Annotated in this window: 17 protein-coding genes; 13 read left to right on the top strand and 4 right to left on the bottom strand. The window is 71.9% G+C overall.

What is annotated here, in order from left to right; all coding sequences use genetic code 11:
* Positions 1–57 precede the first annotated feature (57 nt).
* A complete protein-coding gene (locus ASF40_RS17105; RefSeq protein WP_056371619.1) occupies positions 58–1,545 on the bottom strand; it encodes a peroxidase family protein in 1,488 nt (495 codons plus the stop codon).
* A gap of 171 nt (positions 1,546–1,716) precedes the next feature.
* Here ASF40_RS17105 and coaA point away from each other — a divergent pair, with 171 nt between their 5' ends.
* The 9 genes from coaA (at position 1,717) to ASF40_RS17060 (ending at position 9,938) form a co-directional block, all read left to right on the top strand.
* Entirely contained in the window at positions 1,717–2,670 is a 954-nt protein-coding gene (gene coaA / locus ASF40_RS17100; RefSeq protein WP_056371175.1) for a type I pantothenate kinase, read from the top strand.
* Between the two features lie 92 nt (positions 2,671–2,762).
* Positions 2,763–4,613 (top strand): glutamine--fructose-6-phosphate transaminase (isomerizing), encoded by a 1,851-nt coding sequence (glmS, locus tag ASF40_RS17095; protein ID WP_056371173.1) that lies wholly within the window; start codon positions 2,763–2,765, stop codon positions 4,611–4,613.
* 100 nt (positions 4,614–4,713) lie between these two features.
* Positions 4,714–5,094 carry a holo-ACP synthase gene (locus ASF40_RS17090; protein WP_056371172.1) on the top strand — a complete coding sequence of 127 codons (381 nt, stop codon included), beginning with the start codon at positions 4,714–4,716 and terminating at the stop codon, positions 5,092–5,094.
* The gene (gene alr / locus ASF40_RS17085) at positions 5,091–6,215 is read left to right on the top strand and encodes an alanine racemase (RefSeq protein ID WP_200919512.1); all 1,125 of its coding nucleotides are present in this window, start codon (positions 5,091–5,093) and stop codon (positions 6,213–6,215) included. The genes ASF40_RS17090 and alr overlap by 4 nt, the downstream gene beginning before the upstream one ends.
* Positions 6,216–6,319: 104 nt before the next feature.
* Positions 6,320–6,766, top strand: a complete 447-nt coding sequence (gene tsaE, locus ASF40_RS17080; protein WP_056371615.1) for a tRNA (adenosine(37)-N6)-threonylcarbamoyltransferase complex ATPase subunit type 1 TsaE — start codon at positions 6,320–6,322, stop codon at positions 6,764–6,766.
* A 220-nt stretch (positions 6,767–6,986) separates the two neighbouring features.
* On the top strand, positions 6,987–7,646 hold the full coding sequence (gene tsaB / locus ASF40_RS17075) for a tRNA (adenosine(37)-N6)-threonylcarbamoyltransferase complex dimerization subunit type 1 TsaB (protein ID WP_056371170.1): 660 nt from the start codon (positions 6,987–6,989) through the stop codon (positions 7,644–7,646).
* Positions 7,643–8,128 carry a ribosomal protein S18-alanine N-acetyltransferase gene (gene rimI / locus ASF40_RS17070; protein ID WP_056371168.1) on the top strand — a complete coding sequence of 162 codons (486 nt, stop codon included), beginning with the start codon at positions 7,643–7,645 and terminating at the stop codon, positions 8,126–8,128. Before tsaB ends, rimI begins: the two co-directional genes overlap by 4 nt.
* Entirely contained in the window at positions 8,125–9,192 is a 1,068-nt protein-coding gene (tsaD, locus tag ASF40_RS17065) for a tRNA (adenosine(37)-N6)-threonylcarbamoyltransferase complex transferase subunit TsaD (RefSeq protein ID WP_157549738.1), read from the top strand. Before rimI ends, tsaD begins: the two co-directional genes overlap by 4 nt.
* A 329-nt stretch (positions 9,193–9,521) precedes the next feature.
* Positions 9,522–9,938, top strand: a complete 417-nt coding sequence (locus ASF40_RS17060; protein ID WP_235560269.1) for a hypothetical protein — start codon at positions 9,522–9,524, stop codon at positions 9,936–9,938.
* Between the two features lie 6 nt (positions 9,939–9,944).
* Here the strand turns inward: ASF40_RS17060 and ASF40_RS17055 are convergent, their stop codons facing one another.
* A complete protein-coding gene (locus ASF40_RS17055) occupies positions 9,945–11,132 on the bottom strand; it encodes a class I SAM-dependent methyltransferase (RefSeq protein WP_056371158.1) in 1,188 nt (395 codons plus the stop codon).
* A gap of 186 nt (positions 11,133–11,318) precedes the next feature.
* Here ASF40_RS17055 and ASF40_RS17050 point away from each other — a divergent pair, with 186 nt between their 5' ends.
* The 4 genes from ASF40_RS17050 to ASF40_RS17035 all read left to right on the top strand — a co-directional run bounded on the left by ASF40_RS17050 (position 11,319) and on the right by ASF40_RS17035 (position 16,631).
* On the top strand, positions 11,319–12,566 hold the full coding sequence (locus tag ASF40_RS17050) for a hypothetical protein (protein WP_056371156.1): 1,248 nt from the start codon (positions 11,319–11,321) through the stop codon (positions 12,564–12,566).
* Positions 12,567–12,682: 116 nt separating this feature from the next.
* On the top strand, positions 12,683–12,913 hold the full coding sequence (locus tag ASF40_RS17045; protein ID WP_056371155.1) for a hypothetical protein: 231 nt from the start codon (positions 12,683–12,685) through the stop codon (positions 12,911–12,913).
* Positions 12,914–13,029: 116 nt separating this feature from the next.
* Complete coding sequence (locus ASF40_RS17040) at positions 13,030–15,006, top strand: dynamin family protein (protein WP_082497131.1); 1,977 nt, start codon at positions 13,030–13,032, stop codon at positions 15,004–15,006.
* Positions 15,003–16,631, top strand: a complete 1,629-nt coding sequence (locus tag ASF40_RS17035) for a dynamin family protein (protein WP_327037411.1) — start codon at positions 15,003–15,005, stop codon at positions 16,629–16,631. Before ASF40_RS17040 ends, ASF40_RS17035 begins: the two co-directional genes overlap by 4 nt.
* Positions 16,632–17,098: 467 nt before the next feature.
* Here ASF40_RS17035 and ASF40_RS17030 read toward each other — a convergent pair whose 3' ends face one another.
* On the bottom strand, positions 17,099–17,959 hold the full coding sequence (locus tag ASF40_RS17030; protein WP_056371153.1) for an IniB N-terminal domain-containing protein: 861 nt from the start codon (positions 17,957–17,959) through the stop codon (positions 17,099–17,101).
* 109 nt (positions 17,960–18,068) lie between these two features.
* Positions 18,069–20,708 carry a helix-turn-helix transcriptional regulator gene (locus tag ASF40_RS17025; protein ID WP_056371152.1) on the bottom strand — a complete coding sequence of 880 codons (2,640 nt, stop codon included), beginning with the start codon at positions 20,706–20,708 and terminating at the stop codon, positions 18,069–18,071.
* Positions 20,709–20,735 lie beyond the last annotated feature (27 nt).

Below are 20,735 nucleotides of genomic sequence, written 5' to 3'. Positions count from 1 at the left end.
CACACGGATGCCTCGGCCCGGCCGGAACGGCCGGGCCGAGGCATCCGTGTCCCGTCCTTACGCGACGCCCGCGTAGCGGAGCAGGTCGATCATCAGGAAGTCGTCGCCCGTGCGACCGGGGTCGATCGTCGGGAGGGACGGCTGCCAATCGGGATCCTGCGCGAGGTACGACGCGCGGTCGCCCTGCAGGAGGCCGAGGAACACCTCGGCGACGATCCGCGCGCCGACCGGGCCGAGGTGCTCGCCGTCTTCGACGATGTCGGCCTCGCGGAGGATGTAGAACCACAGCGGCGTGCGGTCGTCCATGCCGTACTGCTGGAGGTCGTCGAGGTCGCGCCGTGCGAGCTCGGGCAGATTCATCGCCCGGGCGACCCGCTGCCCCGACGGCAGCGAGAACGTCAGGTGCCGCAGCAGGTTGCGCTGCGCGAGCGACGCCGGATTCGTCGTGGCGTCCGGGCGGGCGACGACCGAGCCCGGCAGCGCGAAGAGCGCCGACGAGAGGGTGGTGTCGATCTTCTTGTTCGGGCGGACGTTGCCGTCGCCGAAGTCGAAGAACGTCGGCCAGTCGATGAAGCGGCGCGGGGCGCGGCATCCGCCCGACAGGTCGTCGGGGTCGCCCGCCGGGCCCCCGGCCGGAGTGAAGATCATGCCGAAGAACGGCGTGCCGCCCGGGTTGCCCGTGAAGTTCGCCCGGTAGGACGGACGGATCTGGCTGTGGCCGAACCGGTAGGCCGCGACCGAGAACTCGACCGGGATGAACGGCTCGTTGTGCCACGCGTAGAACCTGCGCCCCTTCTGGAGCACGTCGTCGACGACGGCCGACCCGCAGAGCTTGCGGAGGAAGTGCTGCACGACGATCCACTGGTAGTGCCAGCGGACGATGCGCTGCGTCTCGGCGAACAGCTCGCCCGGCGCCGTGATCCCGAGGTCGGTGCGGACGTGCTCGGCGACGGCGTTGTGGAACCTCAGCATCGCGGTCTGCAGCTGCGACACGATGAGGTTCTCGTCGTTGCGCGGATCGCCGATCAGTGCGACGCCCTGCGCGTTGCGGGGGAGGTCCGACCTGCCCGGCGTGCCGCACTCCTCGACCAGCATCGTGACGCCGTGACCGGCCTGCTGGTCGTAGAGGAACGGCGACGCGTTCGGGCCGGACCCGTACACGTTGTCGAGGCCGAGGCTCGGGGTGCGGAAGTTCGAGATGTATTCGGGATCCGCCTGGCGCTCGAGGCTCGACGTCGGATCGAACGTGATGTCGTGGTCGATGAACTGCCCGAGGAACGTGTCGCCGGCGACATGCGTCGTGCTGTTGCGGTTGCCGTGCGACAGGGCGGGATCGACGATGAGCTGCACGGGACCTGCTGCCAGGTCGTCGCGGGCGTCCATGATGCCCTCCGGCTTGCCGATGTCGAGCAGGGCCGCGCGCACCTCCGGAGTGTCGGCGGCGAACGGTGGCAGCTTGCCGAACATGCGGCCGAAGCGTCCCGAGTCGTAGTACTTCGACCGGGGCGGCACGATGTCGACCGGATACGAGCCGTGGCGGGTCATGATCATCTCCTTCGAACGGACTCCCCCTGCGCGCGAACACGCACTCTGGGAGAGCGGTCTCCGTCGACGTGAGATACATCGGCACCACGGATGCTGCGCGCCGGCGCCCGCGCGGAGCGCCTGTGGACGCAGCATCCGTCATCTCCCGCGCCAGCGGTTACGATGGGCGCGATGTCCGCCGACGAAGCGACCGCTGTCGCCCCCGCACTCTCGCTGTACCGCGAGATCGACCGCGCCGACTGGGCCCGCCTGGCGTCGGGCCTGACGCAGCCGCTCACCGAGACCGAGATCGTGCAGATCCGCGGGCTCGGGGACCGCCTCGACATGGCCGAGGTCGCGCAGGTGTACGTGCCGCTGTCGCGCCTGCTGTCGCTGTACGCGGAGTCGACCAAGCGCCTCGGCCAGGAGGAGTCCGGGTTCCTCGGCGAGGCGGACTCCACCACCCCCTTCATCGTCGGCGTCGCGGGCTCGGTCGCCGTGGGCAAGTCGACGATCGCGCGCCTGCTGCGAGAGCTCACCTCGCGCTGGCCGGGAACCCCCCGCGTCGAGCTCGTCACGACCGACGGGTTCCTCTACCCGAACGCCGAGCTCGAGCGCCGCGGCCTCATGGAGCGCAAGGGCTTCCCCGAGTCGTACGACCGTCGCGCGCTCGTGTCGTTCCTCACCGAGGTGAAGAGCGGCGCCCCCGAGGTGAAGGCGCCGTTCTACTCGCACATGCGGTACGACATCGTGCCCGACGCCGTCATCACCGTGCGCCGCCCCGACATCGTCATCGTCGAGGGCCTCAACGTGCTGCAGCCGCCCCCCACCCCGAACGACGTCGCCGTCAGCGACCTGTTCGACTTCTCCATCTACGTCGACGCGGATGCCTCCCATATCGCGCAGTGGTACGTCGACCGCTTCCTCGCCCTGCGCCGGGCCGCATTCAGCAACCCGAAGTCGTTCTTCAACGTCTTCGCGCAGCTGTCGGACGAGGAGGCGGTGGAGCGCGCGCTCGGCTTCTGGAACTCGATCAACTTCCCGAACCTCGAGGAGAACGTGCTCCCGACGCGCCACCGCGCGAACCTCGTGCTGCAGAAGGCGGCCGACCACACCGTGGAGACAGTGCTCCTGCGCAAGCTTTGACGCGTGTCGGTGGAGCATCCGTTTCCCGCCGTGAACGGGGAGTGCGGATTCGTAAGGGTTCCTAGCGAAACCCGCCGCCTACCATTGACGGCATGTGTGGAATCGTCGGATACGTGGGCCCGCGGCAGAGCCAGGCCGTCCTGATCTCAGGCCTTTCGCGCCTCGAGTACCGCGGCTATGACTCCGCAGGCATCGCCGTGATCGACGGCGACGGCGGATTGGGGATGCGCAAGCGCGCTGGAAAGCTGAAAGTGCTGCGCGACGACCTCGCCGCCCACCCGCTCGCCGACGGGACGACTGGCATCGGCCACACCCGCTGGGCGACGCACGGCGGACCGACCGACGGCAACGCGCACCCGCACCTCGCCGACGACGACAAGCTCGCCGTGATCCACAACGGCATCATCGAGAACTTCTCCGAGCTCAAGGACGAGCTCCTCGCCGACGGGTTCACCTTCCGCAGCGAGACCGACACCGAGGTGGCCGCCGTGCTCCTCGGCCGCGAGTATCAGCGTGCCGGCGACCTCGTCACGGCATTCCGCGCGGTCGTGTCCCGCCTCGAGGGTGCCTTCACGCTGCTCGCGATGCACGAGGACCAGCCGGGCCTCGTCGTCGGCGCCCGCCGCAACTCGCCGCTCGTGATCGGCCTCGGCGAGGGGGAGAACTTCCTCGGTTCGGACGTCGCCGCGTTCGTCGAGCACACCCGCAAAGCCCTCGCGATCGGCCAGGACCAGATCGTCGCGATCACGCCCGAGGCCGTCACCGTCACCGACTTCAGTGGCAACCCGGTCGAGGTCGAGCCGTTCGAGGTGACGTGGGACGCGTCCGCCGCCGAGAAGGGCGGCTGGTCGTCGTTCATGGCCAAGGAGATCTCGGAAGAGCCCGAGGCCGTCGCCAACACGCTGCGCGGCCGCGTCCGCGACGGCGAGGTCGTGATCCCCGAGCTCGACGGACTCGACGAGCTCTTCGCCGGCGTCTCGCGCATCATCGTCATCGCCTGCGGCACCGCGGCGTACGCCGGCCAGGTCGGCAAGTACGCGATCGAGCAGTGGACGCGCATCCCCGTCGACGTCGAGCTCGCGCACGAGTTCCGCTATCGCGACCCGGTGATCGGCCCCGACACCCTCGTCGTCTCGATCAGCCAGTCGGGCGAGACCATGGACACGCTCATGGCCGTCAAGTACGCCCGTGAGCACGGCGCGAAGACGCTGTCGGTCTGCAACACGCAGGGCGCCACGATCCCGCGCGAGTCCGACGCGATCGTCTACACGCACGCCGGCCCCGAGGTCGCGGTCGCCTCGACCAAGGCGTTCGTCGCGCAGATCACCGCGCTGTACCTCATGGCCCTGCACATCGGTCGCGTCCGCGGCACGATCAGCGCGGCCGACGCCGCCGACCACGTGCGCGAGCTCGAGGCGGTCCCCGGCAAGATCGCGCAGATCCTCGAGCGGGAGCAGGCGCACATCGAGCAGTTCGCCGGCTGGATGGCCGACACCCGCTCGGTGCTCTTCCTCGGTCGCCACGTCGGCTACCCGATCGCGCTCGAGGGAGCGCTCAAGCTCAAGGAGCTCGCGTACATCCACGCCGAGGGCTTCGCCGCCGGCGAGCTCAAGCACGGTCCGATCGCGCTCATCGAGCCCGGCCAGCCCGTGTTCGTCGTGGTCCCGTCGCCCCGCAAGTCGTCGGAGATGCACAAGAAGGTCATCTCGAGCATCGAGGAGATCCGCGCCCGCGGCGCCCGCGTCATCGCGATCGCCGAAGAGGGCGACGCGGCGGTGCTGCCCAAGGCCGACGAGGTGCTCCGCATCCCGCTGGCCGGCCCGTTCTTCGAGCCGCTCCTCGCCGTGGTGCCGCTGCACATCTTCGCGATGGGCCTCGCCACGGCCAAGGGCCTCGACGTCGACCAGCCCCGCAACCTCGCGAAGTCGGTCACGGTCGAGTAGCAGCATCCGTTCCTCCTGCCGTGCGCTGCGCGGCAGGCGGCGGTGACGCGCCCGCGCGATAGGGTGGCGGATGCTGCGGCCGCAGCACGCAGGAGGACACATGATCGTCGGTATCGGCGTCGACCTCGTCGACATCCCTCGGTTCGAGCGGACGATCGAACGCACCCCGCAACTGCTGCGGCGCCTCTTCTCGGAGGCGGAGCAGCAGCTCAAGCCGCACTCGCAGGCCGCGCGGTACGCGGCCAAAGAGGCGCTCATCAAGGCGCTCGGCGGCTCCCACGGGGTGCACTGGGCCGAGATCGAGATCGCGTCCGAGGCATCCGGTCGTCCCGTGTTCTCCCTGTGCGGATCGACGGCCGCGGTCGTCGCGGAGCGCGGCATCACGGCGCTGCACCTCTCGCTCTCGCACGACGCGGGCCTCGCGACCGCGTACGTCATCGCCGAGGCGGTGCCCGCCGGCGAGTCCGAGGAGAGAGCGTGAGCCGCCTGCCCGCCGGAGCCCTGCGTGAGGCCCTGATCGACGTCGGCGCGATCGAGGACAACGTGCGGCACCTCCGCCGGCTCACCGGGTCCGAGATCATCGCGGTGGTCAAGGCCGACGGATACGGACACGGCGCGGTGCGCTCGGCGCTCGCGGCACTCGCCGGCGGCGCGTCGCGGCTCGGCGTCTCCGACATCACCGAGGCGCTGGGCCTCCGCCACGCCGGCATCGACGCGCCGATCGTCGCGTGGCTGCACGCTGCGGGCGCCGACTTCGCCGAAGCCGCCGCGCGGGGGATCGAACTCGGCATCTCGAGCCTCGACCAGCTGCAGAAGGCGGCGGCCGCAGCATCCGCCGATCGTCCCGTCGGGGTGCACCTCAAGCTCGAGACCGGGCTCTCGCGCAACGGCATCGCGCCCGAAGACTACCGCGTGGTCTTCGCCGAGGCGGCGCGCCTCGAGCGGATCGGCCGCGTCCGCGTCATCGCGCTGTTCAGCCACCTCTCGAACGCATCGACCGAAGACGACCGCGCGGCGCTGCGCGCCTTCGAAGACGGCGTCGCCGCCGCCGCCTCGCTCGGTCTCGCGCCGCCGCTGCGGCACATCGCGGCGACGCACGCCGCGATCGACCTTCCCGAATCACGCCTCGGCTGCGTGCGGATCGGCATCGGGATCTACGGACTCTCGCCGTTCGACGACCGCGCCTCGGCGGATCTCGGCCTGCGCCCGGCGATGACCCTGCGCGGCGCGGTGGCCGCCGTGCGACGCGTGCCCGCGGGCAAGGGCGTGTCGTACGGCTACGACTACCGCGCCGAGCGCGAGACGACGCTCGCGCTCGTGCCCCTCGGCTACGCCGATGGGGTGCCGCGCCAGGCGTCGGGTGCCGGGCCCGTCGTGATCGGCGGGCGTCGGTTCACCGTGGCGGGCCGCATCGCGATGGACCAGTTCGTCGTCGACGTGGGTGACGCTCCCGTTGCCGTGGGCGACACGGCCGTGCTGTTCGGAGACCCGACCCTCGGGGCGCCGTCGGCGACCGACTGGGCGGAGGCCGCGGGCACCATCAACTACGAGGTCGTCACGCGCATCGGAGTCCGCGTGCCCCGCCGGCAGGTGTCGGAGTGAGCGGGAAGGAAGGCGACGCCTCCGGTGTTGCACGGGGCGTGGACACCACGGCACAAGGATTGGACGCCCTCGTCGGCACGCGCGAGATCACCTCGCCGGACGCGATGGAGGCACTCGGCGAAGAGATGGGACAGATGCTGCGCCCCGGCGACATGGTGGTGCTCACCGGTCCGCTCGGCGCGGGCAAGACCACCCTCACCCGCGGCATCGGCCGGGGGCTGGACGTGCGCGGACCCATCCAGAGCCCGACGTTCGTGCTCGCCCGGACGCACCCGTCGCTCTCGGGCGGAGCGCCGCTCGTGCACGTCGACGCGTACCGCCTGGGCTCGGCGGCCGAGCTCGACGACCTCGACATCGACTTCGACGGCTCCGTCGTGATCGTGGAGTGGGGCCGCGGTCTGGTCGACGGCCTGCGCGAGCAGTGGTGGGAGGTCGAGCTCGAACGCGAGTGGCACGGCCGCGGCGTCGACAACGCCTGCGGCACCGTCGCCCATGAGGCCGACCTCGACGCCGACACCCCTCGCCTGGTGAAGATCACCCGGCACCCCTAGCCGACGTCGGCTCGCGACATCCATCCCCGCCTCCTCAATTGAGGATGTGTGCCGAGGTGACAGGCGATCGGTCCCCAGCCCCGCCTCCTCATCTGAGGATGTGTGCCGAGATGCGGATCGCACCACCGGTTCAGCTCCTCGACTCGGCCCTCGTCCTCAAATGAGGAAGCGGGGAGCGTCGGGCGGAGAGGCTCCCGTGGCGCCCGACTACCCTGGAAGGGTGATCCTCGGCATCGACACGTCCCTCGGCTCCGCGGTGGCGGTGGTCGAGCCGGACGGCGTGATCCGCTCCCAGGTCGAGAGCGCAGACCCGCGCGGGCACGCCGAGGTCATCGGCACGCTGATCGAGCGGGCGCTGGCGGAGGCATCCGTCTCCCCGTACGATGTCACGCATGTCGCCGCGGGTATGGGACCCGGCCCGTTCACCGGGCTGCGGGTGGGCATCGCCGCCGCGCGCACCTTCGCCCTCGGGCGCGGTGTGCCGGTCGTGCCGGTCGCGAGCCACGACGCGGTCGCCCTCGAGCTGCTCATCCACGACGCGCTGACGGGCGGATACGAGGATGCCGTCGACGAGACGTTCGCTGTCGTCACCGACGCGCGCCGCCGCGAGTTCGCCTACACGCTCTACCGCGGGCTCGACGACGACGGCCTGCCCGTGCGCGTCACGGAGCCCGCGCTCGCGCCGCGCGACGATCTCGATGCGGTGCTCGCGAACGTCGGTGCCGCGCGCCGCGACGCCGACCGCATCCCCGCGGGCATGCTCGGCCTCGCCGCGGCCCGCGCGCTCGCCGCCGGACGCACGATCGGCCCCGCCGACGCGCTTTATCTGCGCTCGCCCGACGTGACGCTCCCGCACGCTCCGAAGCGGGTGGGCTCGTGACCCTCCGCCCCGCGACCGGCGAAGACCTCGCCGCCATCATGACGCTCGAGCGGACCTCGTTCCCGACCGACGCGTGGTCCGAGGCCATGATGCGCGAAGAGCTCGCCTCGCCGCACGGCTGGTACGTCGTCGACGAGGAGGCCGGCCGTCTCGTCGGGTACGCGGGACTGCGCGCCGTCGCCGGGGCGCGGGATGCCGACGTCCAGACGATCGCGATCGCCGAGGTGTCGAGGGGCCGCGGCCGCGGTCGCGCGATGCTGCGTGGACTGCTCGAGGAGGCCGCCCGCCGCGGGGTGACGGACGTGTTCCTCGAGGTGCGCGCCGACAACCCGGTCGCGCAGGCGCTGTACGTATCGGAGGGCTTCGCCGAGATCGGCCGCAAGCCCCGCTACTACCAGCCCGACGACGTCGACGCCGTGGTGATGAAGCTCGACCTGCGCGGGTGGGCCCGCCGCGACGCGGACGGAGGGGTGTGCACGTGAACCGTGCCGAACCGCTGGTGCTCGGTATCGAGACGAGCTGCGACGAGACCGGGATCGGGATCGTGCGCGGCCGCACCCTGCTGTCGAACACGATCGCGAGCTCGATGGACGAGCATGCCCGCTACGGCGGCGTCGTGCCCGAGGTCGCCGCGCGGGCGCATCTCGAGGCGCTGCAGCCGTCGATCGAAGCGGCGCTCGCCGAGTCGGGCGTCGCGCTCGCCGACCTCGACGCCGTGGCCGTGACGTCCGGGCCGGGGCTCGCCGGCGCGCTGATGGTCGGCGTGGGCGCCGCCAAGGCGCTGTCGGTGTCGCTCGAGAAGCCGCTCTACGCCGTCAACCACCTCGTCGGGCACATCGCCGCCGACATCCTCGATGCCGACGCGCCGCCGCTCGAGTACCCGACCGTCGCGCTGCTCGTCTCGGGCGGGCACACCTCGCTGCTCCTGGTCCGCGACCTCACCACCGACGTCGAGCTCCTCGGTGAGACCATGGACGACGCCGCCGGCGAGGCCTTCGACAAGGTCGCGCGCCTGCTCGGGCTGCCGTACCCCGGGGGTCCTGAGATCGACCGGGCCGCAGCATCCGGTGATCCGAAGGCCATCCCGTTCCCGCGCGGGCTGTCGCGCGCGTCGGACATGGCGAAGCACCGCTACGACTTCTCGTTCTCGGGGCTCAAGACGGCGGTCGCCCGCTGGGTCGAGCAGCGCGAGGCGGCGGGTGAGCCGGTGCCGGTCGCCGACGTCGCTGCGAGCTTCCGCGAGGCCGTCGTCGACGTGCTCGTCACCAAGGCCCTCGCCGCGTGCCGCGACCACGGCGTGCCGCGCCTGCTGCTGGGCGGCGGCGTCATCGCCAACCGCCGGCTGCGCGACGTCGCTCTCGAGCGCGGCGCCGCCGAAGGCGTCACCGTGCGCATCCCGCCGCTGTCGCTGTGCACCGACAACGGCGCGATGATCGCGGCGCTGACCTCCGAGCTCATCATGTCGGGCCGCGCGCCCTCGACGCTCGAGTTCGGCGCCGATTCGACCCTTCCGGTCACGGAGATCCAGGTCGCGGAGTCGGCATGACGGACGAACGGATGCCGCAGCCCGGCGACGCCGGGAAGCCCGAGGTCGCGACGCCCGGGACTGATCAGGCCGATCTCGACCCGGCGCCTGCGGATGCGGCAGGCGTTTCGACTGCGGGCGCCAGAGCGCCCTCCGCTCAACGAGCGGGAACTTCGGATGGAGTGGATGGACCCGACGCCGCATCCCGCTCGTCGAGCGAGCCTGCGAGTCCAAACGCAGAGACGACACGCCCCGAGGATCCGGGCGACCTCGACTCGGCGACTTCGGAGACCTCAGCGTCTGTTCCGCCGGAGGCACCGGCCCGGCCGGCCGGGCCGACGGTGACGTCCGTGTCGCCCGACGTCGACATCGCGCAGGACGCGTCGCCGCTGCCGGGGGCTCACCGCGGAGGGTTCCTCCGGCTGCCGACGGCGCCGGTCGCCGTCACGGTGGAGACCGCACCGGCGGAGCCGGGTGGCGAGTTCGCGCCCGACGCCACATCGTGGACGGCATCGGACTCGGCGTTCCACCGCGGGCTGGCGGGCTGGGCGCTCGGATTCGCGATCCTCGGACTCCTCGTGTCGATGTTCGTCGGCTGGGGCTTCCCGATCGGGCTCGTCGCGATCGTGTCCGCGATCATCGCGCTGCGCCGTCCGCTCGAAAGCCGCGCGGTGGCCGTCTGGGCGATCGTGCTCGGCACGCTGTCGATCCTCTACAGCGCCGGCTGGCTCCTCTACGCCGCGGCGCGCGCCGACATCATCGGCTGATCCGCGTCAGACACGGTCGGCGAGGATCGCGGTGCGGCGGGTGCCGATCCGCGTGAGGACGAGGGTCGCGGCCGCCGAGCCACGGAGCTTCAGGCGTGTGCGGAGGGCGGCGGGGTCCACGTCCACGCCCCGCTTCTTGATCTCGAGGCGGCCGATGTCGCGCTCACGCAGCGCCTTGCCGAGAGCCTTCTCGTCGGCGGGCAGCACCTCTCGCACGCGGAACGTCGAGACGAACGGCGACGTGAGGGCGGCGTCCGAGGTGAGATAGGCGATGTGCTCGTCGAGCATCCCCGCTTCGAGCGTGCGTGCGACGTCGCCGATCAGGCGCGCGCGGATGACGGCGCCATCGGGCTCGTGCAGGAAGGCGCCGAGTTCGCGGGCGGGTTCGTCCGCAGCATCCGTCTCCGCCGTCATCTCGTGAGCCTGGTCGCCGCGGATGACGAGCGCAGCGCGGCGCACGCCGGGGCGCGCGAGCGCGCCCGACCACAGCACGAGCTCGATCGTCGAGCCGTCCGCGCTCACCCACTGGGCCTCGACGTCGTCGGGGATGAGATCGCGGTCGAGGCCGGGGCCGAGCTTCACGCCGACGGGCATGCGGCGCGCGAGGTCGAAGACCCAGTCGAGCGAGGGCGACCAGTCCTGCGGGCGCGTGCGCGCGGTCTCGGAGTGCCCGGCGGTGCGGCGTGCCGGGTCCAGCCACACGGCCTCGATGCCGTCGAGGTCGGCGTCCTCCGCGGTGCCGAGACGCACCTCGGCGTCCGCGCCGAAGGGCGCGAGGTTGTAGGCGGCGATGCCGGCGGTGACCTCGTCGGCGTCGACCGCGGTCACGCGCAGACCGAGCCCCGCGAGCCCGAGGGCGTCCCCGCCGATGCCGCAGCCGAGGTCGGCGACGCGCGCGAAGCCCGCGGAGCGGAACCGCGCCGCGTGGCGGGCCGCGATGCCGAGCCGCGTCGCCTGCTCGAGCCCGGCGCGGGTGAACAGCATCCGCGCCGCCAGCTCGCCGAACTTCGCCCGCGCGCGCGTGCGGAGGCGTGCCTGGCCGACGACCGCCGAGACGAGGTCGGGCGAGTGGCCGTCGCGGCGCAGCCGCGTCACGGTGCGCGCGACATCGTCGGAGGAGTCCACCGGCGGCATCGCGTCGAGCAGGCGCAGGCCCTCGGGTGTCAGGAGCGCTTCGAGTTCGGACAGTTCCACCCGCCGAGCCTACGGCGCGGGCGCCCGCGCGGGCACCGCGGACCCCGCAGCGCCCCCCCCGGAACCCCCGTCCGAATCCCCCTCTCATCGGGGGCAAGCCCCGGGAACACCCCCGATGTGCGGGTTCGCCCTCCTCGGGACACTCATCTGGAAGCGGTTTTTCGGCACTCTGAGAGAAGGAAGATCATGGCCGACGACAACAACAACCTGCTGGGGATCCAGACCGTCACGGACGACATCCTGTCGAACAACGATCTCCTCTCGAACAACGACAACTCGACCGACATCGGAGTCGGCATCACCGACTCGTTCAACGACAACTCGGACAACTCCGACAACTCGGACAACTCGGACAACTCGGACAACTCCGACAACAGCGACAACAGCGACAACTCGGACAATTCCGACAACAGCGACAACTCGGACAACAGCGACAACTCGGACAACTCGGACAACTCGGACAATTCCGACAACTCGGACAACTCCGACAACTCCGACAATTCCGACAACTCCGACAACTCGGACAACTCCACCCACATCGACGTCGACATCGAGGACGCGTTCAACGACAAGTCGGTCCACGACTCGGCCAACGACTTCTCGGTCAACGCCGGCGTGCGGCAGTACAACGTCGGATTCGAGGACCTCAACATCATCGGCTCGACCGGCGACGGCGGCGGTGGCGGCGGCGCGGGCTTCGCGGCTCTCGACGACGGCGGCGGCGCGTTCAACCTGTCGATCGACAACCGCTCGACGAACGTCGACAACTCCGTCAACCAGAACATCACGACGGCGTCGGGTTCGGGTGGAGCGGCGTGGGCGATCGGCGCCGACGGCGGGTCCGGCACGGGCGGCCTGGGCACTGGGGGTTCAGGCGGCTCGGGCACGGGCGCAGCCGGCGGTGCGGGGACGGGCGGTTCAGGCTCCGGCGGGACCGCGACGGCCACGGTCGGTCTCGGCACGGGTGCCGACGCTGCGGCCAACGGCACCGGAGGCTCGGGCACGGGCGCGGCAGGAGGTGCCGGGACGGGCGCAGCCGGCGGTGCGGGCACGGGTGGCGCGGGCTCGGGTGGCGCAGCCGGCGACACCGGCGCTGCCGGCGGCTGGGCCACGGGTGGCAACGTCACGCAGGTGTTCAGCAACGACAACGTCGTCGCCTCGGGGGACGGGTCGGCTGCGGCCGGCGGAGACGTCAACATCGACAACTCCACGTTCGAGGTGAACGTCGGCGACGTCGCGATCGGCAACACGACCGACTCGTACAACGACGACTACGACTACTCCGACAACTGGACTGTCGACGTCAGCGATGCCTTCAACGACAACTCGGTCGACAACTCGTGGGAGGACGACCACTCGGTCGATGTCGACGTCGAAGACGTGAACCTGCTCAGCCCCGGTGCTGACGCGAACGACTTCGATCTCGACCTCTGACACCCGAGCGACAGGCCCGGCCGCCAGTTCGGCGGCCGGGCACGTCGCACTTCACCGGACGCCCCGCCGAGACGGGGCGAGGCTAGAGTCGGAGCGGCGCGAGAGAGGTGCATGGCATGACGGACTGGCGGATCCCCGGCGACCCGACGCCGGACGACTCCGTGCCGTTCGAGCCTGACGCCTGGACAAGCGCCGCGGAGCCCGCGACGGACGGGCTCGCGGATCCGGTGTTCGCCGATCCGTTCTCCGATGAGATCGCCGACGTCGACGGCTCTGAATGGGATGCCGACCTCCTCTGGGGGCCGGATCCCCTCGTCGACGGCGGCGATCTCGACCTCCCGCTCTGAGCCGGTCATCCGATCCGCGCCGACCGGCGCATCGCACCCGGTGCATCCCGCCCCTCGCTCTGCCAGCATGGGGTGGGGAGAGGCGCTGACGCACGCGACCTTTTGAGGAGGCCACGATGGCCGAGACCCCGGAACCCGCAGGCCACCCGAACGCCCCCGCACCGGCAGTCCGCCGCACGACGGAGCTGATCGAGGTGGCCTCCGGCGTCGAGAAGATCGCGTCCGAGACCGGGCGGGCCGACCTGTTCCGCCGTCTCGAGCAGACCCGGGCGCGCCTGCTCGACCCGGATGTGCGTGTCATCATCGTCGGCGAGTTCAAGCAGGGCAAGAGCAAGCTCATCAACGCCCTGGTCAACGCCCCCGCCTGCCCCGTCGACGACGACATCGCGACGAGCGTGTCGACCTCCGTCGGCTACGCGGCGGAGCCGTCGGCATCCGTGCTCATCAGGGAGACGGATGCTGCGGACGCAGTCGAGCGGCGCACCATCCCGATCTCGTCCGTGGCCGAGTACGTCTCCGAACGGGGCAACCCGGGGAACGAACGCCGCATCGTGTCGGCCGAGGTGCTGCTGCCGCGCGAGATCCTCAAGGGAGGGCTCAAGCTCGTCGACTCGCCCGGCGTCGGCGGCCTCGAGTCGTTCAACGCCCTCAGCACGCTGTCGGCCCTGTCGACCGCACATGCGGTGCTGCTCGTCTCGGATGCGTCGCAGGAGTACACCGAGCCCGAGATGCAGCTGCTCAAGCACGCGATGCGCATCTCGCCGAACGTCGCCGCCGTGCTCGCCAAGACCGACCTCTACCCGTCGTGGCGCGAGATCGAGTCGATCGACAAGGGGCACCTCGAGGGAATCGGCGATGTGCCGCTCTACTCGGTGTCGAGCGACCTGCGCCTGCTCGCCGCGGAGCTCCAGGACGGCACCCTCAACGCCGAGTCGGGCTTCCCGGCGCTCGTCGCGCACCTGCGGCGCGACGTGCTCGCCCAGGCGGAGCTCATCCATGAGCGCAGCGCCGTGCACGACCTGACCTCGGTCGTCGAACAGCTCGCGATGTCGCTGCGCACCGAGCTGAGCACGATCCTCAACCCCGAGGGCACGCCGCAGATGATCGCCCAGCTCGAGGAGGCGAAGGCGCGCGCCGACGAGTTCCGCAGCCGCTCTTCGCGGTGGCAGGTCACCCTGACCGACGGCATCGCCGACCTCATCGCCGACATGGAGCACGACCTTCGTGATCGGCTGCGCAAGGTTCAGCGCGAGGCCGAGAACGCGATCGAGGACGGCGACCCCGGGCCCATCTGGGACCAGTTCTCGGAGTGGCTGAGCCAGCGGGTGGTCGCGGCGGTGTCGGAGACCTTCGTCTGGACCGACGAGCGCTCGAAGTGGCTGTCGGAGGAGGTCGCGCAGCTCTTCGCCGAGGGGGAGCTCTCGCTGCCGCACATCGACGTGGGCGACACGCGGGGCGTGATGGATCCCGTCGAAGAGCTCGCGGGCCTCGACCCCGGACGCATGAACGCCGCCGAGCGCATCTACATCGGCGTGCGCGGCTCGTACGGCGGCGTGCTCATGGTGGGCCTGGCCACAGGCCTCGTGGGCCTGTCGCTCATCAATCCCTTCTCGCTGCTGGCGGGCGTGCTCGTCGGACGCCGCGCCTACCGCGAGGACATGTCGGCGCGGCTGTCGCGCCGGCAGCACGAGGCGAAGACCCTCGTGCGCCGGTACATCGACGAAGTCAGCTTCCAGGTCGGCAAACAGCTCAAGGACCGCCTGCGTCTCGTCCAGCGCGCGGGACGCGACCACTTCGGCGCCATCGCGGACGAGCTGCACCGGTCGCTGACCGACGCCCTCAACGCGGCGAAGCAGTCCGCGGTCACCTACACCTCGCAGCGTGACGAGCGCGTCGCCCAGCTGCGCGCACAGCTCGGGCGCCTCGAGACGTTCGGCAGAGCGATCCCACCGCTGCCGAAGGGCGACGCGCGGGCGGCGACGCCCCCGCCACCGCCCCCGCCGCCGCCCGCGGTGACGCCCGCGGCGCCGGGACCCGCCGTGACGCCCGCGGCGCTGCCGCACGCGCCGCAGCCCGCGGCGGCCGACCGGTGAGCACGTCGATGCGGGAGGACGCACGGGCGCTCTTGGCCGAGGCGCGCGACGCGTACGCCGGTGATGCGACCGCGCTGAGTGTGCTCGACGAGCTCGACCGGCGTCTCGCCGAGCCCCTGCGGCTCGCGCTCGCCGGCATGGTCAAGGCGGGCAAGTCGACGCTCCTCAACGCGATGCTGGGCGAGCAGATCGCCCCCACCGATGCCGGGGAGTGCACGAAGGTCGTCACCTGGTACCGCTACTCGATGACGCCGACGATCACGCTGCACCTGCGGAGCGGACAGACCCGTCGGATGCCGGTGCGTCGCGATGACGGCCGCCTCGTCCTGGACCTCGGCGACACGGTCGCGGAGGACGTCTCGTGGATCGACGTCGGGTGGCCGTTGGATGCCTTGAAATCCGTGATCCTCATCGACACACCCGGCATCGCCTCGCTGTCGGCCTCGACCTCCGCGCGCGCGGCGACCTTCCTCGCGCCCGAGGAGTCCGCCTCCGGCGCGGACGCCGTCGTCTACCTCCTTCGCCATCTGCATCCGTCGGACGTGAAGTTCCTCGAGGCCTTCCGCGACACCGCCGCCGGCGCCGCGCAGACGATCTGCGCCGTCGGCGTGCTGTCGCGCGCCGACGAGATCGGGTCGGGCCGCATCGACTCCCTCCTCTCGGCCGGGAAGGTCGCGCGGCGTTACGCGCGGGACAGCTCGCTCGCATCGCTGCTCCTGGGGGTGATCCCTGTGGCGGGGCTCCTCGCCGAGGGCGCGCGCACGCTGCGCGAGCGGGAGTACGCCGCGTTCCGCGAGCTCGCCGGTCTCGAACGGGCCGACCGGGAGCGGCTCCTGGTGTCGGCCGACCGGTTCGTCCGCGACACCGCCCTCACCACCCTCGGCGCCGACGAGCGCGCCGCCCTGCTGGAGCGGTTCGGCATCTTCGGCGTGCGGCTGGCGACCGCGCTCATCCGGGGAGGGGCGCGGACGTCTTCCGACCTGTCGCGCGAGCTGGTCGAGCAGAGCGGCCTCATCCCGCTGCAGCAGTTCGTCCACGATCAGTTCCGCACCCGCGAGGCGACGCTCAAGGTCCGCGGTGTCCTCCTCGGGCTCGAGCGGCTCATCGACGAGCGCCCCGTCGCCGGTGCCGTCGTCATCCGCGCCGGCATCGAGAGGCTGTCGGCCGGTGCCCACGCCCTGCGCGAGCTCTCGCTGCTCGCGACGGCACGCGCCGAAGGACTCCCGCTCGCGGCGCCCGACGCGGCGCAGGCCGTCGCGATCATCGGCGGCGACGGGACGCCCGCGACCACCCGGCTCGGGCTCCCCGAGGACGCGGGAGCGGAGGCCGTGCGACAGCGCGCCCTCGCGCAGCTCGACCACTGGCGGCGGCTGAGCGACTCGCCGCTCACCGACCGCGCCGCGGTCGCGGTGTGCCGCGTCGTGATCCGCAGCCTCGAGGCGATCGTGTCAGAAGTCCCCGAGGGTGGGGGAGTCGGCTCCGTGGCGGACGTCGTGACGCCGGGCGGACCAGGCGATCGCTCGGGGGAGCGCGCTGATGAGGAGAGCGAGCACGACGAGTCCGCATTGTCCGGCGAGCACGGGAAGGAGCGGCTCGCCGCGCTCGCCGATCGCGACGACCTCTGACGCCAGCAGCACCACGATCACCTGCAGCAGCAGGGTGCCCAGCTGCCACCACCGCACGTGCGGCTTGCGGCTCATGAACGACACGAGCAGCGTGACCTGCGTCAGCAGCACCGCCACCAGCGTGCCGAAGACCGACCAGAAGATGATGTCGGCCGCCGTCTCGTAGGTCTCGTCGCTGCGCCCCTCCGCGACGCCACGCACCACGTCGGCCATCAGGGGAAGCTGCGTCTCGCGGATCACGAACATGTAGACGATCGCGAACGCGCCGACCGCGAAGCTCAGGATCCAGCAGAGCTGGCTCAGCCTCACCGAGAACGGCGGCGTCAGCTTCACGATCACCGGCGCCGTGCTCGGTCGGGCGACAGGTGGGCGCTCCGGCGCGGGTCTCGCCGGATAAGAAGCGGGCGGGGACGACGCCGCGGGTGCACCGGGCGGAGGCGTCGTGGGGTCGGTCACGGCCGGATTGCTCATTGATCCTCGAGCGGCTCGTCGGGATATGCCTCGGGCTCGGGCGGCGTCAGCGGCTCCGCGGCGTCGACGCCCGATGTGTCCGTCATGTCCGCCATGAGCGGTGCCGCGTCCTCCGCGGGTGCGGGCTCGGCGGGCGCCGGCGCCTGCGTCGCAGCGGTGGCAGCGGCATCCGCTGCCGTGTCCACCGCGTCGGTCACCTGCGACAGGCCGTCGTCGAGCACGGGATCCGCGAGGACGGATGCTGCGGCATCCGTGTCCGCCGCGTCCGCGTCCGGGTCCGCGACCTCGGCGTCGACGGGCGCGTCGGCCTCGTCGTCGGCGTCGCCGGTGGTGGTGGTGTTGTGGCTGCCGGTGGTGTTGCCGACCGCGACGTCGCCGACGCCGATCGTCGTCTCGGACTCGTCGACCAGGACGTCGTCGCCCGCGGCCACGGATCCGTCGCCCGCGGCGACGACCGCGCTCTGGTCGAAGATCTGGGTGAGGTCGCCGCCCTGCGTCCAGATGTTCTGGTTCGTGGACTGGTCGACGATGGTCGAGCGCGCGTCGATCGTCGTGAACTGGTTGATGATGCGCGAGATCTCGCGGACCACCTCGGGATCGGTGCTGCGGGGGGTGGGATCGGGGACGGACTCTCTGACGACCGTCTGCTGGCTCGCAGGCCGCGGTGCCACCGACGGGTGGTCGACGATGACAGGAGCGACGCTGCGGACGTCGGCGGCGCACGCGCCCTGGATGCCGCGCGCGGCCATCGCGCCGTCGGGGTCGTCGTTGAACTCCTCGACCGCGTGGGGATCGCGCAGCAGGCTCAGGATGAACGCGATCAGCGCATCCGCGACCGTCTCGATCGGCGTAGTCATGGTCCCCTCCAGCGTCGGGTGCTTGCGGCACAGGTGTCCGCAATACTGAACGTGTTGCTCACGGTATTCAGATGTCGTGGGGTCGGCATCGGGGCTAACCCCTATGGCGTCACGCGGTCCGATGGGGGTCCGCGTCGGTCTCCGTGCCCGGTGCGTCCGCCGCCGAGGCGGTTTCGCTCATGAGCAGGCGCAGCTTCGCGATCACGTCCGAGCGCGACGTCGCGCCCAGGCGACGGCGGATGTGTGCGATGTGGTGCTCGGCGGTGCGCGGCGAGATGAAGATGGCCTCGCCGATCTCGGCGTAGGTCTTGCCCTGCAGCACGAGCCGCGCGACCTCGCGCTCGCGCTCGCTGAGCACCTCGGCGGCGGGCGACGCGTCGCTGTCGGCGCGGGCGGCCGCGGGCTCTCCGGCGGCGGGCGCCGTGGTCCGCTCCAGCTCGATCGGGTGCAGCTCCCGTGCCCGGGCCAGCAGCCGCGCGCTCACGCGCCGATCGGTCGAGCGTGCGGCTCCGTGACCGGCCAGGCGCGCAGCATCCCATGCCATCCCGAACGAGGCGAGCTGCTGGGCGGCCGTTTCCACGGCGTCGGGATCGACGGTGCCGGCGAGCACCGACGTCCAGATGCGGCCGGCCTTCGCCATCGCGGCGGCCACGGCGCTGCGATGGCCCGCGGCGACGAGGGCGTGCGCATGCGGGATCAGCTCATCCGGACGACCGAGAAGGATGCTGCGCTGCACGCCCGCCCATCGCACGGCGGCCGTCCACAGCGGCGAACCGCCCAGTCCATCGGCGACCTCGAGAGCCCGCTCCAGCGCCTGCGCGGCGCGATCGGCGTCGCCCGCCTTCGCGGCCGCGGACACGAGTTCGGTCACGGGCAGGAAGAGGAAGGCGTCGACGTCGACGCGCAGGAGCGCGGTGTGGGCGGTGCGCCAGGCGGCGGCGAGATCGGCGGCGTCGCCGTATCGGCGTGCGAGCGCCACCTCGACCGCCCGCGCGAGGAGCCGGTCGCGGGGTGAGCGCACGCCGGGCTGCGCGTCGGCCTGTGCCAGCGCGAGGCGGGCGTCGTGCGGGCGCACGCGCTGCACGGCGATCCAGGCACGCCACAGCAGCAGCCGCGGGCGCGCCCACTGCCCGCCGTGCCCGCCCGCGATCGCATCGTCGACGATGGACTGCGCCGTGACGGTGTCGCCGAGGTTGAGCGCGACGATCGCGGCGATCACCGCGGGCGGCTCGGCGATCGGCGCCGACGTGCGTGCGGAGGTGTACATCTCGGACGCCCGGATGAGGTCGACGAGCACCGCGTCCGTCGCGTCGGCGGCGAGCGTCGCGCGCAGGCCCCGGTCGACGAGGTTCATCGCGGTGCCGAGGGTCGACGGCATGGCGGCGAGCTCGTCGGGCTCCGTCTTCGCAGCGGCGAGGACGGTGCCGTCGCCGACGCCCAGCGCCGCGATGGTCGCGCGGGCCGATGCGGCCGCGGTCCACGGTGGCATCGCGCGGTAGGTCGCAGCGCTCTGGGCCAGCATGCCCCGCGCGGCCCAGACGGCCGCGGCGAGGTCGGTGAGACGGTCGGCATGCTCGCGGGCGCCCGCGTCGCCGGTACCGGGCTCGTCGTCCGCCCGGGTGCGTGCGGCCTCGGTGAGGACCGCGGCCTCGTCGAGATCGCCCACGGCCCAGGCAGCCTGAGCCCGGCGTTCGAGGAGCGCCGTCGCCTGCAGACCCGCGTCCCACGCCGCCTGGTACAGCTCCCGCGCGCGCTCGGGGTGGCTGTCGAGCAGCCGGTCGCCCTGGTCGGCCAGCGCGGCACCGAGCCCGGGCGTGTGCAGGCGCGACAGCATCGCGGCGTAGTCCGGGTCGTCGCTCGCGACGGCGAGCGTGAGGCCGTCGCCGAGCTCCGCCGTCAGCAGGGCTATGGTCTGCGCCGACGCCGCGGACCGCACGGCTGAGCGCACCGCCGGCGCCGCGCGTCCGCCCCGCAGCAGCAGCCCTTCGGCGTACGCGCGGAGAGCGAGTTCGTCGTCCCCCTCGCGGTCCGCCGGCGCAGGGCCGTGGGCCGCGACGAGGCAGCGACGCTCGACGAAGGTGCGGATGTCGGCGTCGACGGTCTCGAGCCGGTGCGCGACGCGGTCGTCGAGCACGCGCGACAGCGCGCGATGGGAGGCGTCGTCGACGCAGTCGCGCTCGTCGTGGGCGGCGATGGCCTCGGCGACGAGCCACGACACCCCGTCGGTGAGCGCGAGGACGCGATCCACGCACGCCGTCGGGATCGACAGTCGACGCGTCTCCAGATCGTCGAGCACGTCCGAGCGCGAGACATGCCCCAGGACGATCGCGGGCTGCGTGTGCTCGAGCAGGCGCGCGATGGTGACCGTGGCGTCCGTCGTCGGCCACGGCCTGCTCGCGACGATAAGGCCCGCGTCGGGGTCGTCGGCCCGACGGCGCACGGCGGCGAGCAGTTCCGGTCGCAGCAGGTGCAGGTCGTCGACGAGGAGCACGTGCGCGGCGGGAAGACGCACGATCTCACCCGCGGTGTCCGGCATCACCGCGACGTCGCGCTCGCCGGCGACGAACGCGTCCTCCAGTCGCTGCAGCAACGTCGTCTTGCCCGAGCCTGCCGTGCCCACCACCAGTGCACGCGGTGCGCGCTCTGCCCGGGCGGCCAGCGCGTCCACGACGGGCCGGAGTCGCCGGGGGAGGCCGGGGGCGCCGCTGCGAGCGGCCATGGCGGCCGGGCGATCTGTCGCGAGGAGCATGTCGAACCCTTGCGTGTCGTGTGCGTC

The sequence above is a fragment of the Microbacterium sp. Leaf288 genome (genome assembly GCF_001422925.1).
In the GTDB taxonomy this organism is placed as follows: Bacteria; Actinomycetota; Actinomycetes; order Actinomycetales; family Microbacteriaceae; genus Microbacterium.
The sequence above is the reverse complement of the archived record's forward strand: the minus strand, read 5'-3'. Positions and strand labels throughout refer to the sequence as shown.